Origin of the sequence: Proteus terrae (assembly GCF_003144325.1) — a bacterium.
GTDB lineage: Bacteria > Pseudomonadota > Gammaproteobacteria > Enterobacterales > Enterobacteriaceae > Proteus > Proteus terrae.
On sequence record NZ_PENS01000010.1, the window covers coordinates 1 to 16,921 of the forward strand.

Here is a 16,921-nt window from a genome sequence, read left to right on the forward strand (position 1 = left end):
AACTCAGAAGTGAAACGTTGTAGCGCCGATGGTAGTGTGGGGCCTCCCCATGTGAGAGTAGGGAACTGCCAGGCATTAAATAAGACGAAAAAGCCAACCCAATGGGTTGGCTTTTTTGCATTTGTAGGTTTAGCTACTCTGAATAAAAAATTATTTTAATTGCTGATAAAGTAATGAACCTGCCACTGCCCCTGCAACATCGTAAGCAAAATCATGCCAACTCCAGCCAGTCCCTCTTGGACGACTATCATAAAGCTCTTTTGCGGCACCTAAACTAATCGAAAATGAGAGCCCTATTAATAATCCTTCCCTATGACCATAATTTTGATGATCTGCATACGCATTTGCACCTGCAGATGTTGCCATTGAAAATAAGAAATGCTGAGCCTTATCTTTGCCTTTCCAATTATCATTGGCAAAATGAAATGACTGGCAACCATTTAAAGTTATTATTGATAATAAAATAATCAGAGAACGACATTTGAGCTTTAGTCTCATAAAAAATAAAAGCCTTTTCACTGATAAGAGTGTTTTTAATATAGAAGATTATTAAAGATAAGGGATAATTTGGGAAGATAATTTTATTAAACAAAAAAGCCTTGCTGTAATTTAGCAAGGCTTATCAAATGAAGTGTTAATTAAAGTATGCGGCTGATTAATCTATCAACACGAATGCGTCGTAAGCGTTTAATTAATTTTTTCACTTTTAGAGGATAAAGCTTAATGCTTTCTAGATCTTGGTAATGTTTCACGACAATAGTATGTTGGCGAATACATTCTAACTCTTTGTGTCGTTGTTCATGTAATTCATGTTTAGGATCATGAATTAATATGGCATTTTCTAAATCTAATCCCCATGCACGTGGATTAAGATTATTACCCGTAATTAATTGCCAGTTATCATCTACCCACATACCTTTTAAGTGATATGTATTATCGCTATCTTTCCAAAGTCTTACTGTTAATTGATTGCTATCAATAAACCGCTGGAAACGTTGGGTAAATTTACGCAAGTTCATTTCATAGAGATAAGGCAAAGCACCAATAATTTTAAATGGCTCTTCTGGTGGAATATAGAAGTCATTTGCTGTTTTATCACCAATAATAATTTCGACTTGCTTGCCATTTCTTAATAAATGACTGATTTGGCGTACAAGGATCGCAGGTAAATTAAAATAAGGTGTACAAATAACAAGTTTTTCTTCAGTAGAAGCCATAAGGTGAGAAATTGTCTTATTTAAGATATTTTTCTTACCTAAACCCATTAAAGGTGTTACTGCCAGCTCGTTGTTAGAAGCATTGGCTTTAATATCATAGCCATCACGAGTGCGTAAATTGAAACGAAATTGACGAATACAATTTTTAATTTCGGCACAACGAACTCTATCTTTGATATCCAGTCGTTGAATCGCTTCTGATTGCAAAAGATCAGACACGATAAATTGCTTCATTGTGGAAGCTAATTCGCTATTTTGGATAATGTGATATCTGTCATAACGATATTTATCGAGTTTATGCAAGTAAACATTATTAATACTTGCGCCACTATAGATAACCGTATCATCAAAGATAAAGCCTTTAAGGTGTAATACACCTAATGCTTCACGAGTGTTTACGGGAATGCCGTAAATAGGGATCTCGATATCAGGGTGTTGCTGTGCAACATGGTAGTACCAATCTGCATTTGTTGCATCAGCAGAGACACCAATACGCCCACGTTGAGCACGGTGCCAATCAACAATAACGGTAATGGATAATTCAGGACGTTGTTGTTTTGCGGTGTAAAGCGCATCAAGGATCTCTTCACCAGCCTCATCGTGCTCTAGGTAAAGAGCTGTAATAAAGATCTCTTTCTTTGCTTGAGCAATGTATTTCAATAAGGTGCTGCGAAACGCGGACGTCTGATAAAGCGTTTCAACATCAGCAACTGACTGAGCTAATTTAGGCAGTTGTGCAAGGTGTTGTTGATGCTTAGCAAGTTTTAGTTTAGACAACATCACAGTGCTTAATTCTCTTGTTTATGATGGCAGATGGAGCCATCGTCCATGTAGATTTTCTTTAACCGATATTCTGATCATAACATTAGTTATATGGGATGTACGCATAAAATCATCTTATATAGCTAATTTATCAAAGGATGCGCGAACAATCACATAAAGAAACTTTCTCTAATGATTATAGCATTGGGCTATCGTTTGAAGATCCAAGCTGTAAATCAAGATTGACTATTCCTTCATCAAATTGTACTTCAACAGAAAATCCCAGTTTTTTCGCTAAACTTATCATGTTGCGATTTTCAGGCATTGTTATCGCGGTTAAACGTTTAATACCATGTTCTCTAGTATAGTTGATAAGTTTAGTCATAAGTTGATGACCTAAAGTGTTTCCTTTTAAATCAGAACGCACAAGAATAGCAAATTCTGCATGCTGATTATCGGGATCTGCCATTGCACGAGCAACACCAATGATTTCAGGCTGATCTTCTGGATTTCTGATCGCGACAAAAGCCATTTCTCGATCGTAGTCAATTTGAGTCATATTCGCGAGATCGTCATGTGTAAATTCACTGATTTCACTAAAATAGCGATAATAAAGATCTTCTTTTGTCACTTGATTTATAAATGTTTTTAGTAATGGTTCATCTTCCGGCAAAATAGGGCGGATAAAGCAAGGATTGTTATCTCTTAGGAAGAATGTTTCTTCTAACTCATTGGGATAAGGGCGAATAGAGAGTCTTTGATGAGGATCGCCTTGTAGTGGCGCTAACTCCATCGCAACATCGAGCAATGTAAAATCATTACCTGAAGCCAGTAGAGGGTGAATATCTAATCTGACAATTTGTGGGCAATCTAAAAGTAAGTGAGAAACCTGCACCAAAAAATGACTTAGGCTTAATATATTTAGAGGCTGTAAAGCGCTTCTAGGCTGTATCTTTCCGCTTTTTATTGCATTAATAACCAGATAGCGGGCAAGTGCCATATTAAGAGGTGGCAAAGCCACTGCGGCTTTAGTTTCTATTTGCCACTCAACCCCCCCTTCACCTAAGACAATTAAGGGGCCAAAAATAGGATCTTGTTCTATTGCGACTCGTAGTTCTTGAGAGCCAGCGCGATTTGCCATACTTTGTACTAATAAACCCTGAATTTGTGCTTGAGGATATAGCTCTGTAACGCGCTCTATAATAGCATGTGCTGCTGATGATACTTCTGTGCTGTCTCGAAGATAAAGCATAACACCTTGTACTTCGGACTTATGAGGGATATCAGGAGAACGTAATTTCAGTGCAACAGGGTAACCAATCTTTTCAGCAATATTGACAGCTTCTTGTGCATTATGAGCAATCCAAGTAGGAAGTGTATTAAAACCGTAAGCTTCCATAATTGGCTGAACTTGGTGTGTGTCTAATCGATATTGCTTATTCTTTAATGCCTCTTCAATGCAACGATGTGCTTGCTGTGTATTCATTTTGATATCTAGAGGCAATGCTGGTGTTTCTTTTAGCTGCTTTTGATTCCGACGATATTCCACCATATGCATAAATGCAGTGACGGCACCTTCAGGTGTTCGATAGGTTGGAATTCCAGCTTCACTAAATAATTTACGCGATTGTTGGGATGAATATTCTCCGCCCCAGTTAGTGAAAACGGTAAGCCATTTACGTCTAGGGTGTTTATTGATGGCTTCTATGACTCGTTGTGCTGTTTCAATGCTAGGGGCTATGGCACTAGGTGTGTGAATAAGGAGTAATGCATCATGATCATGGCTATCTAACAAACAATTCAATGCTAAAATATAACGATCAACGGTTGTATCATCACCTAAGTTTAGTGGATTACGAATGGTATTTTCTTCTTGAATAATATTTTGTAGCTTTTGTTTTGTTTCATCCGTAAGTTGTGCAAGCTTTCCTGAATGTAAAAATAGCTCATCAACGGCCATTGCAGCAGGTGCAGAGCCATTACTCATAATCATCAATCTTTCGCCTTTTAAAGGCGTCATATAGCTAAGTGTTTCAACGGCAGAAAACATCTCATGGGTATCTTGTACTCGCAATAATCCTGCACGTTGAAAAGCCGCATCATAAGCCACATCATAACTTGGTGTATCACCTAATAACAGTTGAGCTTTTTGGGTTCGACCACTCTTTATCACCAGAATAGGCTTATTGCGTGAAGCACTACGAGATGCCGACATAAAACGTCGCGCATCTTTTATATGTTCGAGATGCAATAAAATTGCACTGGTTTTACTGTCTCTTGCTAGAAAATCCAGTAAATCATCAACTTGGATATCTTGGTTGTCACCTAATGCAATAAAATAAGAAAATCCAATATTGCGATAATAAGCCCAATCTAAAATCGTGTTGGCGACAGCAGCTGATTGCGAAATAAAAGCGAGCTTTCCTTTTTTAACTGGAAGAGGCGAAAAGCTGGCATTTAAACCTTGCCATGGTGCTAAAAGCCCCAAACTATTTGGGCCAAGTAAACGGATATGATATTGCTGGCAAAGTAATTTTATTGGCTGAAATTGTTCCGGTTGTGCAGAAAGTACAATTACAGCTTTGCAACCAGACTCACCTAATTGTTTCAGTAACTCAAGGTTGCGACGATGATGTGTACAAATAATCGCGAGATCAGGTACTTGAGGTAATTTATCAATAGAAGGATAAGTGAAAACACCAGAGACAGAGCTGCGAGCAGGATTAATCGGAAACACAGGGCCATTAAATCCACCACTGAGCAAATTTTTCATCATGGTGGTTCCTGCTCGACCTAATTTTTCAGAGGCACCAATCACCGCAATAGATTTAGGACGTAATAGTGCTTCAAGACCTCGTTGGCTCATATCCACTCCAGAGTTTCATTATCAACTGCTATTCAATGTAGCTGATTTGATCTTCTTTTGCCTGACTCCGGTCTGGTTTTCCAAGTAAATATTGTTGACGAAAGTAACTAAAATGAGAAAAAAGCTGTTGTGAGGCTTGCATATCGCCGACATTCTCTAAAATAGAAGCAGCAACTTCTGCTGTACAATGTTGATCTTCTCTTGCTGCTTGGCGAAGTACATACTCGCATTTAATTGCCTCATTTAAAGAAAAAAGAGGCAATGAATCGAGATAAGGGCTTTTGCGAAACATTTTGCGGGCTTCACTCCAAGTACCATCAAGGAGGATAAATAAAGGCGGTTTGCTATTGGCTGGGAGTTGGTTGTATACAACACGTTCACTTGATGCATAGCTTTCAGGGAAGACAACATAAGCTTGCCTATCAGGTGTATTGATTAGATCAAGCAAAGCCTGTTCTGGCTCAGTTCGGGACCATAAAAATGCCTGTGTGTCTGGTAATACATCGGCAATTAATTTCCCCGTATTACTTGGCTTCATCACTTCAGTATCGTACATCAATAAACAAAATTGGCTTTTTGCTGGTTGATTGATAATCGTGTCGCAAAGACACTGTTTTTCAGGTAATAAGCAAAAAGTGCAACGTTTTGTACGAAAACCTCGCGCTTTAAAAGGGCGGGTTGAAATCGAAAGTCGGTATTGACGAAGTCGAGAGACTGCATTGTCATGCATAACAGATTAACCAATACTTATAAAAAAGAATCGAATATTATCATGTTCAAAACAAACAAACTATTCAGTGTATTTTTATCATATAAATCATAATGATATATTAGTTATCTATGAGATGAAGTTAATTATCAATTGATCCTGATTAGTTTATCGATTCCTTGCGTGATTCTCTCGGTGACAGTTGCTAAACTATCATGTAATCTGCGCCCCTATTGCAGTTGGAGAGACAAATGAACGATTCTTATGAAGGTAAAAACGGCAAAGTAAAAGTAATGTATGTCCGTAGTGAGGACAACGCCGATAATAAACCTAAAAAACCATCCCGCCGTCCTGAAAATGGTCGTGGTGATAGCCGTGATAACAAACGCGGTGACAACCGTGACGACAAAAATCGTGATAATAGACGTGGCGATAACCGCGACGATAAAAATCGCGATAACAGACGTGGTGATAATAAATTTTCTCGTCGTGATGACCGCGGTGCAGGTAAGCCTTCAGGGCGTGGCGCATCACGTAATGAATCAAAACCTTCTCGCGACAGTGAAGGCGGAAGTTTTTCTCCGTGGAAAACGGTTTCTCGCCCTGCTGGTGAAGAGGCAATTAAAGAGCACGATGGCATTACTGGTAAGAGCCAAATCGATCCTGAACAGTTGCGTCGCCAGCGTTTAGAAGAGACACGCATTTATGGTGAAAATGCCTGCCAAGCAATGTTTAAAAATCGTCCTGATGCGATTGTTCGTGCTTGGTTTTTACAAGATGTGACACCACGTTTTCGTGATGCATTGAAATGGATGGCAGCAAACCGTAAAGCCTATCACGTTGTTGAAGAAGAAGAGATGGTGAAAGCCGCTCGTACTGATCACCATGGTGGCGTGTGCTTCTTAATTAAAAAACGTGTTGGTCATGATGCAGAAACCTATCTGAAAGATGCACCTGAACATGATTGCGTATTAGCACTTGAAGATGTGGGTAATCCACATAACGTAGGTGCAATTATGCGTAGCTGTGCGCACTTTGGTGTGAAAGGGGTTATCTCTCCTGATTCTGCTGTATTAGAGTCTGGTGCTGCTGTTCGTACCGCAGAAGGTGGTGCAGAATATATCCAAGGTATTGATGCTGATAACTTTGCTCAAACGTTAGATAAATTTAAAAAAGCGGGTTATACGCTGGTGGCAACATCAAGTCACAAAGGCAGTGTGCCATTATCAAAAGCACAATTACCGGCGAAAATGGTTCTTATCTTAGGTCAAGAGAAAGATGGCTTAAGTGAAAGCACTTTAAATCAAGGTGATATGAGCATTTACATCGGCGGTACTGGCCACGTTGAAAGCTTAAACGTCTCTGTAGCTTCTGGTGTGTTATTAGCAGAATGGTGGCGTCAGCACCAAGGCTAATTGCTTTAAAGTTTTTTAAAGAATAGTACAAAAACCCCGCTTAATCATTATGGTTTAAGCGGGGTTTTTATTTATACGGTCTATGTTAATTATATTATTTTCCCGGTGAGAATGGCGGTTTAGCAAACCAAACCACGATCATCATGATAAGGAAAATACCAGCCGCTAACCAAAAAATCTCATTGGCTGAAATAATTAATCCCTGTTCTGTAATCGTCTTGGCTAAATATGCAGATGCTTGTTCATTTGAAAGACCAAGATCATTCATTTGTTGATACGCCATTTGCGAATCAGGATCGAGTGGGTTAATTTTTTCTACAAAGGTTTCATGGTGAAGTGATTCTCTTTGTGTCCAAATCGTTGTGGTTAACGATGCGCCAATTGCCCCTGCCAATGTTCTTAAGAAGTTTGAAAGACTTGATGCTGATGCCATTTTTTCTGGAGGTAGTCCAGATAATGTCATTGTCGTTAATGGCATAAAGAAACACGCAACAGCTAAACCTTGCCAGAATTGAGGCCATGCCACAGTGGCAAAATCCATTCCAGGCTCGAAGGTATAAGCTCGCCAATAAAAACACACAGAAAACATAATAAAGCTAAAGCTGATGATATAGCGTAAATCCACTTTACCACCAAATTTACCTATAATTGGTGTGATTATTAAAGGTAATAACCCTACCGATGCTGATGCTAATCCCGCCCATGTTGCTGTATAACCAAAGACCTCTTGTAAAAGCAGTGGCAGTAAAACAATGGTGCCAAAATAGATCATATAGGCGAGGCTAAGCGTGACACAGCCAATGGTAAAGTTTCGACTCTTAAAGAGGGAAAGATCTATCACTGGATGATCGTCTGTTAACTCCCAAACAATTAAGAAGCTAAGCGCAACCACAGCCACAATAGTGAGGACTATAATTTCTGTCGAATTAAACCAATCAAGCTCTTTACCCTGATCGAGCATGATTTGTAATGCACCAATACCCACGACAAGTAAAACAAGGCCAATGGTATCTATTGGTTTAATTTCAGTTTTTGTTTCGCGTCCAGCTAAGGTGTTTGATATACACATAATAATCAACACACCAAATGGAACGTTAATAAAAAATATCCATCCCCAATGGTAGTTATCGCTGATATAGCCACCTAAAATCGGTCCTAAAATGGGAGCCACAACAATGGTCACTGACCATAGAGCAAGCGCCATATTTCGTTTGGCTGGTGGATAGTTATTCAATAATAAACTTTGTGATAAAGGAATGAGTGGCCCTGCAACTAAACCTTGAAGTACACGAAAGAAAATAAGCATTTCAAGACTTTGTGAAATACCACAAAGCCAAGATGTTAACGCAAAAAGTGCCGTTGACCACATAAAGAGTCGAACTTCACCAATACGTTTTGCTAACCAACCAGTGATAGGGATAGAAATAGCATTTGCTACCCCAAAAGAAGTAATAACCCAAGTCCCCTGAGAGTTAGAGGCACCTAAGTTTCCTGCAATAGTTGGAATGGCTACGTTAGCGATTGTAGAATCGAGAACTTGCATAAAGGTGGCCAACGCAAGGGCGATGGTCATTAAGGCAAGTTTTCCTCCTTGTAATGGCTCTTTGCTCACCTTTACACCTCGCCTTTATTGTCCTGCATTTTGTTCAATGATTTCATTGATCAGTTTATTAATCTCTGACATATCAATTGTTAAAGCATCAGTATGATAAGCAGGTGCTTGGCGTTCGCTGTGTGATAATACTTTTCCATCAAGGTTAATCGTATCGACAGTTACTTCAGAAGAAAGACCAATACGCAGAGGCTTCTCTGCTAATTCTTTTTCATCTAATGAAATACGCACAGGTAAGCGTTGAACGACTTTTATCCAGTTACCACTAGCATTTTGTGCAGGCAGTAATGAGAATGCACTACCCGTTCCCATATCTAAACCTAATACAGTGCCGTGATAAATGACTTTTTTACCGTAAAAGTCAGTTGTTATCTTTGCAGGTTGACCAATTCGCATATTCGCGAGTTGGGTTTCTTTAAAGTTGGCATCAATCCACATACCCGTTACAGGAACAACAGCCATTAAAGGTTTACCAGGTGAGACTTGTGCACCAACTTGAACGCTACGACGTGAAACATAGCCATCTGTTGGGCTTAAAATTTTAGTACGTTCTAAGGCAAGCCATGCATTACGAACATCGGTAGATGCTTGTAAAACAGAAGGTTGTTTTGCAATTGGAGTATTTAAGATAATTGCTTGATTAGCATTATATTGCTCTCTTGCAACTTCTAAAGCCGCTCTTGCGGTAGAAACAGCTTCTCTGGCGTGTTGAAGTTCTTCTTTACCAATGACGTTGCGTTCACCTAAAACTTCACGGCGGCGAAGATCATTTTGTAATTTAGTGAGCTCTGTTTCACGTAAAACGATGTTTGCTTTTAATTGACGACCATTAATAATTTGCTGATGCATTTGACGAACACTATTAGCTAATGCCGTTTTTGCTTTTTCTAATGCCAGTTTTTCATCACTTGAATCTAATAAAACTAAGGGTTCACCCGCTTTTACAAAATCGGTGTTATCCACATAAACAGTGGTAACAGAACCAGAAATCTGTGGCATCACCATGATTTGATTGCCAGTCACATAAGCATTATCTGTTGTTTCATGATGTCTTAACACCATAAACCAATAAGCGGTGTAAGCCACACCAGCAACAATAAATAGGATGGTTAGCAACAGTAGAACATTTCGGCGAGTTCGTTTTTTATTGCGAATGGGAGCCTGAGGGGGGGTAGTTTCCTCATTAACACTCATTTAGAAGATCTCCATAAAACCAGAAAAACATCATTAGATATGTTTCCAGTATTAAAACTGGAAACATAATTATAAAGTCAATCTTAGAATAATTATTAGCGTGAAGGTAAATTATAAATGCTAATGGGTAAGTATGTTTGCCGATTTATGGCTTAAATAGGATTAGATCAATAAAACTATTTATTATGCTACTTATTCACAACCTTTTTCAGCCAAAGTATCTAATTGTAATAATAACTTACGCATTAGCGTTTCAAGCTGTCTTTGTTCAGATTGATCTAATACAGACCAGATTTGTTTTAAGCACTGATGTTGCGGTGGTAATAAGCTATTTAAAAACTCTTCACCTGCATCAGTTAAATGGAGATGTAAACAACGGCGGTCATTATGGCTTTCACGACGTTCAATCCAGCCTTGCTTTTCAAGCTCATCAGCAATGCGTGTTGCATTCGTTCTTGAAGAGCCTAAAGCTGCACTTAATTCTGATGGTTGAATACTACGATTTTCTGTCGTATCTAAAATCATTAGTGCCATAAATAATGTCTCGTTAATACCCTGAGACTTTAACATATTATTACGACTTTCAAGAAGTTTGCTTTGAACATGCATAGAAAGGCGAGTTAACAAAATTTCTTGATAAGGAATATCTTTGTTAAGCGATTTCTGTTGTGTAGCGCGAGTGTTTAGTAATTCTTCTGTTGGCGTAAATGAGCTTTCCATTTTTAGACACCTTGTTAGTTTCGAAAATTAGGATAATGCTGTTATCAACATGTTAAATGGTATATTAAACACACAATTTAGCAATTTTTATTATTTATAGTCACTATGTTTTTTTGATTATGTTACCTGATTCATAAATTTTCTGAATGATAACACAAAAAAAAGAATAGGTACTTATCTCTTTACAATAAGTTAATAAAATCAATTTATCACTTATCTGACAATGAATAGTAGTCTATTTGCGAAAAAAGGGATCATTTTTTACGATAAAACACGTAATAAATTTATTATCACCATCAATGCTTACCATGTGGACAATACCGAATTGAAATTATTTATATAGTGCTTTATTGGTAAGATTGATATAATTTTCTTAATAAAGAATGGGATGATGATATACATCAATAGTAATCACGCTGTTAAAACATTCACATTTTATTCTGATTAGAGTGGGATTGAAGAAATAATATAACCCATCCTTGGGTCTGAATATTATTCGGCGTGGATTATTGGATCATTTTTATAACCTAAAAACCAAACAATAAGACCGATAACGCCGATGACTAATCCAGCGATGGAAACACCGGTCCATCCATATTGATGATAAGCATAGCCTGATAGTAAAGATCCTAATGCACCACCAATAAAATAGCTTGTCATATAAGCGGCAGTTAGGCGGTTTCTAGCATCAGGTAAAATACGGTATATAGTGCTCTGATTGGTGACATGAACACCCTGAACAGCTAAGTCTAGCAGGACAACGCCAATAATAAAGCTGATGAGCCCAATCCAGTGATAATAAGGTGCAATAATGATAAAACCCCAAGAGAGAAAGAGGATGACTAATCCTACGGTGGTGGTTTTTTTACCTTTTCCTTTATCCACTAATACGCCAGCTTTTCCTGCCATTAATGCACCTGCGGCACCCACAAGACCAAATAAACCAATCACGGCATCTGAGTAATTAAAAGGATCAGAAGCCAATAAAAAGGCCATTGAAGTCCACAATAAACCAAAATGAGCAAAAATAAGTGCGCCAACTAATGAACGAGTTCTTAATACAGGGGTTGTTGCAAATAATTTGAAAATGGAACCTAGCAACTGGAAATAATTTAAGTTTGTTTCACTTTTATAAGTGGGCAAGCAACGCCATAAAGTGATAGCTAAAATCGCTAGAAAAATACTTGCTACCCAGAAAATACCCTGCCAATTAGTAAATGACGCCATTAACCCAGATGCAGTTCTCGCCAGTAAGATCCCAAGTAAAAGACCACTCATAATCGTGCCGACCGCTTTTCCTCGTTGATGAGGTGCAGCAAGGGTTGCAGCAAAAGGAACAAGAATTTGAGCCACGACTGAGAACATACCTGAGAGCGCAGTTCCTATTAACATCACCCAAATATTAGATGCCATAGCGGTAATTAATAGGCCACTTGCTGAAATTAATGTCATAGTAATAATAAGTGAGCGACGTTCAAAAATATCGCCAAGAGGCACTAATAACATTAACCCCACGGCATAACTTAATTGCGCGGTGGTAACTATAAAACCAGCCAAAGTTGCAGATATGTGGAAATAGTTTGCGATTGAATCCAGTAGGGGTTGTGCATAGTAGTTACTGGCAACAACCATACCTGTGGCAACCGCCATAAGTAAAATAAGACCTTTGCTTAGCGATGTTTGTGGCGCGGTGTTTTCCATAATACTCATAACAAATCATTTGTAAGGTAAATGATAGTAACATGAGTCATTTTTTTGAGAAAAGAATTACTGTGATAGAGATGTTCAATTAATTTGATACAAAACCTTAGATTTTATTCTTATAACATATTGTTTTATATAATGAATAAACATTAATTTTAGCTTATTAATAACTAAAAAGCGTAAAAAAGAGCATAGCCAAACACCATATCCATTGAACTGAAACACCAATCAAGGCAAAAGAAAATAGACGTTTAGTTCCTAGCCAGCGAGCTTCCATTGTCTGTTTTTTGGGACGTTTAGGAAATAACGTAGAGAGGCTTTCATCAAAGCTAACATCATCTTGATAGCGATAAAGTACCTGAAAAAAATGGCTATCAAGCCATAAACGAAAAAGGTGATATTGCGTAAATAAAAATAAAAGAGAAGCAACAAAGAAGGCCATTTTATTATGAAAATGAAGGCTAAATACAGGCCATGTGCTTATATAAGGTAATAGTGATAAAAGTAGTAAATAGCGCCAACTTTGTGTTAAAGACACAATCACTTTACCGCTGGTTTTTGTTGTCAGCATAGTTATCTCGTTATTTATTTTGTTGGAAACGCGAATACCAAATTTGTAATGCCTCTTGTGTTTCTGGATTTAAAATCACTTGAGGGCGTGTTTGATACACCTGTTTTATCGCTTCTTCCAAAGTATCTACTGTGCCACTGTAAACTAACCATGCAACTACAATAGTTGCACTGCGCGAATAGCCTAATTTGCAATGAATATAAACTGTCCCTGCTTGGCTAAGCTGTTCCACAGATAACATGGCTTTGCTGATATCATCAGGAGATAATGGTAATAAATCGATTTGAGGTTGCGCTAAATAAAGCTGATTTTGGCTAAACTTGTTTCTTGGCCACTCACAGGTTAAATCAAATACGGCGTTCGCTTTTAATTTATAAAGAGGGCGTCCACCTAATAAAATACCTTCAGTCACTAAACTGGGTGTTTGGCAACGAGTTAAATAATAGCGATAAGTACACCAAGCAAAAAAGCGATAAGGTAATAGGATTATCTGTGCAGAAAGGGGAATTTTACCTTGTGCATTTTTTTGAAAAATAGAAGCGCCTGCCCCTAAATAACCTAAAGCCACAAAAGTTAATGTGATTGCAGGCCAGAGAAAAATCCAAAAGAAACCTTGTAAGCCAAAAGATAACAGATAAAACACCATTGCTGATAACGCATAGTTTTTACTAATACGTAAACTGCGTTTACTGCCTGTAAAATGCCATTTCCAACGAGAGTTTATTGGTAATAAATAACAGATAAACACGCCGACACCAAAGCCCGTAATAATATCGATAAAGTGATGTTGCCACGTTGTCAGTACAGAAACAGCAATAAGCAATGACCATAAATTTAAAAACCATTGCCATGATTTTGGAGTATGTGCGCGAAAACGCAACCAAAGTATCCACAATAAGATTATGTGCAAAGAAGGGGCTTGATTATAAGGTAAATCGAAACCTTCTAATTGGGTAAATAACCAACCAGAAAACCCTTCTGTTGTTGGGCGAATAAAACTAAATTTTAAAGGGAATAATAAAAAACCAGCACAAGCAATAAGAGAGGCAACAATTAAACGTAGGCCATGTATAAATTGTTCTCTTAACGTTGTACAAATAATTAGTGAAATACCATAGGCAATATTCACACTCCAATAAGGAATGATTGTCCAAGGTAAAAAAGGGATCGCTTTTTCCCATGAATAAACAAAAGAAGGAACATCAGATAAAGTGGAAGTATAAGTATTAACTTGCATATAAGTTAAATAGAAAAAAGGGGCAAGAAACAACAGCCATACAATACCAGCAAGCCAGATACTTTTTCTCGATGATGTTATTTGAGTGTGTTGGGTTCCACCCATACTAAAATTCCTTTCTTTGTTTATGCTTCTATTTTTACAAAGGCTTAAAACTATCGCTATATGTTGCCATATAGCGATAGTTTGGTTATTGATGATGTATTCTGTTAGCGACGTTTTGCTATCGATACACTGAAAATACCCCAATGATCAATTTGTTGATCTAACTTTTCAAAACCTGCTTCATTGACTAAAGCATCCATTTCACCTTGACTACGGCAACGCATGATCCAAGGTTGTCCATTTTGGTGACTAGGTAATACACGAGCAATCATTTCAAGCTGAGGGTGCCAAGGTTGGCAGGTATAAATCAATAAGCCACCACTAGGGATTGCTTGAGATAATCCTTTTAAAGACTCTTTTAGCAGATGATTTTCAGGGAATAATTCATAGAGTCCACTAACAATACCTAAAGTTGGTGACGGAGAAACCGCACTCAAGCTTTCTGCATCAAAGGCGTTACCTTCTTCAAAACGCACTTTGTCTTCTAAGTGGCGTTCTTTAATCGCAATATTGCCTTGTTCAACGTTAATGGTGCTGTAATCACGCATTAAAATCGAATCGACTTTACCATAATCATTAACAGCATCAAAAAGATAGCGACCTTGTCCTGCAGCGATATCCATAATATGCACAGGCATATTATTTTGTATTAATTGGCGAATTGCATAGCGGATAGTATTTTCAATATTGATTTTGCGTTGGCGAATGCCTTGCCAACCAATACTATTTAAATATTGTCTATCAACAACCCGACCAAATAAGCCTTTCCCTTGAGGCTGATTACGATAGACATAGTCCAGTGTCGATCCAGAATCAAAACCTTTATCGTAACCTAGAGCAACACCTTCAGATGCTTTACCTAAAGTACTCATAGAACGGCTAAGTACTTTGTAATAAAGTCTTTTTGGACAATATTTAGGAAGTGGCGTCTGTAATGCGCGATAAACATCTGCACTATGACTCCAAGTATCTTCATGTTGGTAATCATGTTGATAAAGTGGTTGTGCAAATAAGGTTTCAATAAAACTGCGCATTTTATTGATAGGAATAACTCTGTCTTTCTCACCTAAAGTATCGTGGTAAAAGCCAGGTAAGACATGCTTTTCTTTGATAGATGTGTTTAAACGTTCATAGAAAAGATGTTGAGGCTTAGCGTGGACCACATGATCATTGCCTGAAATAAACAACTGTGTTGGTAAAGTAATTGCACTTGCATCTTCAACAACACGATCAGCCGTTTTATAAAGCTCTAATAAAATATTGACGGCAATAGGACGAGTGATCAGCGAGTCTTGGTTAAAAGAGTCGATGCGACTTTGATCATGGGTTAAGTATTTGGCTTTCACGTATGAATTAACATAAAAGAGCCCACGAGCTTTTTGCATCAAGGCAAGGCCTGTGCGTGCAAAAGGGACATATAATTTCACTTTAAATGCAGGGGAAGCTAACACCATACCGCGGATCTTAGGGGCATAATCGTGTACCCAACCAGTAACTAAAACGGCGCCTACACTTTGACCAACAACCAGAATATTCTCCATTGGAATATTATAGTTGGATGAAACGTAATGAACGAATTCGTCTATATCTTTTATTGAAGTTCCCATTGATGGGCTATAACCGCGAGCACCTTGATTTTTACCATGTCCACGAGCATCCCAAGCAAACATTGAAAAATCAGGAAGATCTAACTCATCCACTAGATGAGAAACACGACCTGAGTGTTCATGGCCTCGGTGAAATAAAATAATTGCTTTTGGTTCAGTGGTAATTTGAGCAGGCCAATGGCGATAATACAAAGGTGTTTTATCGCTGGTGGTAAATTCAGACTCAAACATATTCCTTTGAGTTTGATATTGCGGTTGTTGATTCATAACGATGTATCCTTATCTTTATCTGTCATCGTTGATTCTTTTAGTGCGCGATGAATTCGGTGATAACAAGTCAACAAAAGTAATAAATTAATAATAATAAAAAGATAATGCGTGTTTTCTGATAATGTCAGGGAGGGGAATAATCCGATAAAAAAAGCGATAGCACCGAAAATAAAGGCTCTATCACTTTTTCCCATCGGACCATCATAGCGACGAGACGCATGAATAGTTTGGGCAAGCACGCCTAAAAACTCAGTCATTATCATTAAAAAGAGTGCCAGCATGATCCACCAATAGGCTTGTGGAAAAATAAAAGCAAAAGGTAGATAGAGTGCAATGTCTGAAATAACATCGCTGGCTTCATTTAATATCGCCCCAAGCGCACTTTTTTGATTATGTTCTCGTGCAAGCATGCCATCTATGGCATTAAGCGCCATACGAAAAAAGAGGACAAAAGGGAGCAATAAAAATAAATGGGGATAAGGATAAAGCAACAGTAATCCACCAACAGCAATGGATAACAGTAAGGCAAAAAGTGTGACCTGATTTGCTGTGATCCCTTTTGTGAATAACTGTTCTACATAAGGGCGTAATAGAGCTTGAAATTTGGGTTTTAGGTCATAAATTGTCATGACGCATCCTTGTGTTCAAAAGTGCGTATATTACCTCATAATTATAATTTTATTATTAGCTGATTTTTATCTCATTGAATATCTTTATTTCAATACTTTAATTTATTTACGATTTAAACATAAAACTAAGGCTTAAAATTTACTTGAGTTAATAATTATTTAGCTCTCAAAATAAAGAGAAAATAAGATCCGCAAAATTGTAATTATCAGACTGTTCCGTGTCTGTTTTATTCTCTTTATTTTAAAAATGATTAATTTTTCTTTAGTAATATGTACGTAATTATAATTAGGGAATTAAGTGAG

13 protein-coding genes and 1 rRNA gene are annotated in these 16,921 nt (G+C 37.8%); 2 read left to right on the plus strand and 12 right to left on the minus strand.

All coding sequences use genetic code 11. From position 1 onward, the window contains the following. Positions 1-74, plus strand: a 5S ribosomal RNA gene (gene rrf, locus DK857_RS19650); the annotation flags it as partial. Between the two features lie 76 nt (positions 75-150). Here the strand turns inward: rrf and DK857_RS10995 are convergent. The 4 genes from DK857_RS10995 to DK857_RS11010 all read right to left on the minus strand — a co-directional run bounded on the left by DK857_RS10995 (position 151) and on the right by DK857_RS11010 (position 5,575). Continuing rightward, the gene (locus tag DK857_RS10995; protein WP_109402197.1) at positions 151-498 is read right to left on the minus strand and encodes a YfiM family lipoprotein; all 348 of its coding nucleotides are present in this window, start codon (positions 496-498) and stop codon (positions 151-153) included. A 140-nt stretch (positions 499-638) separates the two neighbouring features. Beyond that, positions 639-1,997 carry a CDP-diacylglycerol--serine O-phosphatidyltransferase gene (gene pssA / locus DK857_RS11000; protein ID WP_109393390.1) on the minus strand — a complete coding sequence of 453 codons (1,359 nt, stop codon included), beginning with the start codon at positions 1,995-1,997 and terminating at the stop codon, positions 639-641. 178 nt (positions 1,998-2,175) lie between these two features. Beyond that, on the minus strand, positions 2,176-4,845 hold the full coding sequence (locus DK857_RS11005; protein WP_109402198.1) for a bifunctional acetate--CoA ligase family protein/GNAT family N-acetyltransferase: 2,670 nt from the start codon (positions 4,843-4,845) through the stop codon (positions 2,176-2,178). A 28-nt stretch (positions 4,846-4,873) separates the two neighbouring features. Continuing rightward, positions 4,874-5,575: a tRNA-uridine aminocarboxypropyltransferase gene (locus DK857_RS11010; protein ID WP_109393392.1), complete on the minus strand. Its 702-nt coding sequence runs from the start codon at positions 5,573-5,575 to the stop codon at positions 4,874-4,876. A 230-nt stretch (positions 5,576-5,805) separates the two neighbouring features. Here DK857_RS11010 and DK857_RS11015 point away from each other — a divergent pair, with 230 nt between their 5' ends. Next, on the plus strand, positions 5,806-6,969 hold the full coding sequence (locus DK857_RS11015) for a tRNA/rRNA methyltransferase (protein ID WP_100159391.1): 1,164 nt from the start codon (positions 5,806-5,808) through the stop codon (positions 6,967-6,969). A gap of 94 nt (positions 6,970-7,063) precedes the next feature. Here DK857_RS11015 and emrB read toward each other — a convergent pair whose 3' ends face one another. The 8 genes from emrB to DK857_RS11055 form a co-directional block, all read right to left on the minus strand. Further along, positions 7,064-8,581 carry a multidrug efflux MFS transporter permease subunit EmrB gene (gene emrB, locus DK857_RS11020; protein ID WP_109402199.1) on the minus strand — a complete coding sequence of 506 codons (1,518 nt, stop codon included), beginning with the start codon at positions 8,579-8,581 and terminating at the stop codon, positions 7,064-7,066. 15 nt (positions 8,582-8,596) lie between these two features. Beyond that, positions 8,597-9,775 (minus strand): multidrug efflux MFS transporter periplasmic adaptor subunit EmrA, encoded by a 1,179-nt coding sequence (gene emrA / locus DK857_RS11025; RefSeq protein ID WP_109393394.1) that lies wholly within the window; start codon positions 9,773-9,775, stop codon positions 8,597-8,599. A 192-nt stretch (positions 9,776-9,967) separates the two neighbouring features. Beyond that, positions 9,968-10,495 (minus strand): transcriptional repressor MprA, encoded by a 528-nt coding sequence (gene mprA, locus DK857_RS11030; RefSeq protein ID WP_023581117.1) that lies wholly within the window; start codon positions 10,493-10,495, stop codon positions 9,968-9,970. Positions 10,496-10,987: 492 nt separating this feature from the next. After that, complete coding sequence (locus DK857_RS11035; RefSeq protein ID WP_109402200.1) at positions 10,988-12,196, minus strand: MFS transporter; 1,209 nt, start codon at positions 12,194-12,196, stop codon at positions 10,988-10,990. A gap of 166 nt (positions 12,197-12,362) precedes the next feature. Further along, positions 12,363-12,770, minus strand: a complete 408-nt coding sequence (locus DK857_RS11040) for a hypothetical protein (RefSeq protein ID WP_109402201.1) — start codon at positions 12,768-12,770, stop codon at positions 12,363-12,365. Positions 12,771-12,780: 10 nt separating this feature from the next. Beyond that, positions 12,781-14,112 carry a phosphatase PAP2/dual specificity phosphatase family protein gene (locus tag DK857_RS11045; protein ID WP_109402202.1) on the minus strand — a complete coding sequence of 444 codons (1,332 nt, stop codon included), beginning with the start codon at positions 14,110-14,112 and terminating at the stop codon, positions 12,781-12,783. Between the two features lie 104 nt (positions 14,113-14,216). Next, complete coding sequence (locus DK857_RS11050; RefSeq protein WP_109393398.1) at positions 14,217-15,986, minus strand: bifunctional alpha/beta hydrolase/class I SAM-dependent methyltransferase; 1,770 nt, start codon at positions 15,984-15,986, stop codon at positions 14,217-14,219. Further along, on the minus strand, positions 15,983-16,618 hold the full coding sequence (locus DK857_RS11055) for a CDP-alcohol phosphatidyltransferase family protein (RefSeq protein ID WP_109393399.1): 636 nt from the start codon (positions 16,616-16,618) through the stop codon (positions 15,983-15,985). The genes DK857_RS11050 and DK857_RS11055 overlap by 4 nt, the downstream gene beginning before the upstream one ends. Between the last annotated feature and the right edge of the window lie 303 nt (positions 16,619-16,921).

Excerpts from the sequence above, each read along its gene's own strand:
- DK857_RS11015 (WP_100159391.1), top strand. The coding sequence starts at position 5,806 with ATGAACGATTCTTATGAAGGTAAAAACGGCAAAGTAAAAGTAATGTAT.
- DK857_RS11045 (WP_109402202.1), bottom strand. The coding sequence starts at position 14,112 with ATGGGTGGAACCCAACACACTCAAATAACATCATCGAGAAAAAGTATC.
- DK857_RS11010 (WP_109393392.1), bottom strand. The coding sequence starts at position 5,575 with ATGCATGACAATGCAGTCTCTCGACTTCGTCAATACCGACTTTCGATT.
- DK857_RS11040 (WP_109402201.1), bottom strand. The coding sequence starts at position 12,770 with ATGCTGACAACAAAAACCAGCGGTAAAGTGATTGTGTCTTTAACACAA.
- DK857_RS10995 (WP_109402197.1), bottom strand. The coding sequence starts at position 498 with ATGAGACTAAAGCTCAAATGTCGTTCTCTGATTATTTTATTATCAATA.
- DK857_RS11055 (WP_109393399.1), bottom strand. The coding sequence starts at position 16,618 with ATGACAATTTATGACCTAAAACCCAAATTTCAAGCTCTATTACGCCCT.
- DK857_RS11005 (WP_109402198.1), bottom strand. The coding sequence starts at position 4,845 with ATGAGCCAACGAGGTCTTGAAGCACTATTACGTCCTAAATCTATTGCG.
- pssA (WP_109393390.1), bottom strand. The coding sequence starts at position 1,997 with ATGTTGTCTAAACTAAAACTTGCTAAGCATCAACAACACCTTGCACAA.
- DK857_RS11035 (WP_109402200.1), bottom strand. The coding sequence starts at position 12,196 with ATGGAAAACACCGCGCCACAAACATCGCTAAGCAAAGGTCTTATTTTA.
- emrA (WP_109393394.1), bottom strand. The coding sequence starts at position 9,775 with ATGAGTGTTAATGAGGAAACTACCCCCCCTCAGGCTCCCATTCGCAAT.
- DK857_RS11050 (WP_109393398.1), bottom strand. The coding sequence starts at position 15,986 with ATGAATCAACAACCGCAATATCAAACTCAAAGGAATATGTTTGAGTCT.
- mprA (WP_023581117.1), bottom strand. The coding sequence starts at position 10,495 with ATGGAAAGCTCATTTACGCCAACAGAAGAATTACTAAACACTCGCGCT.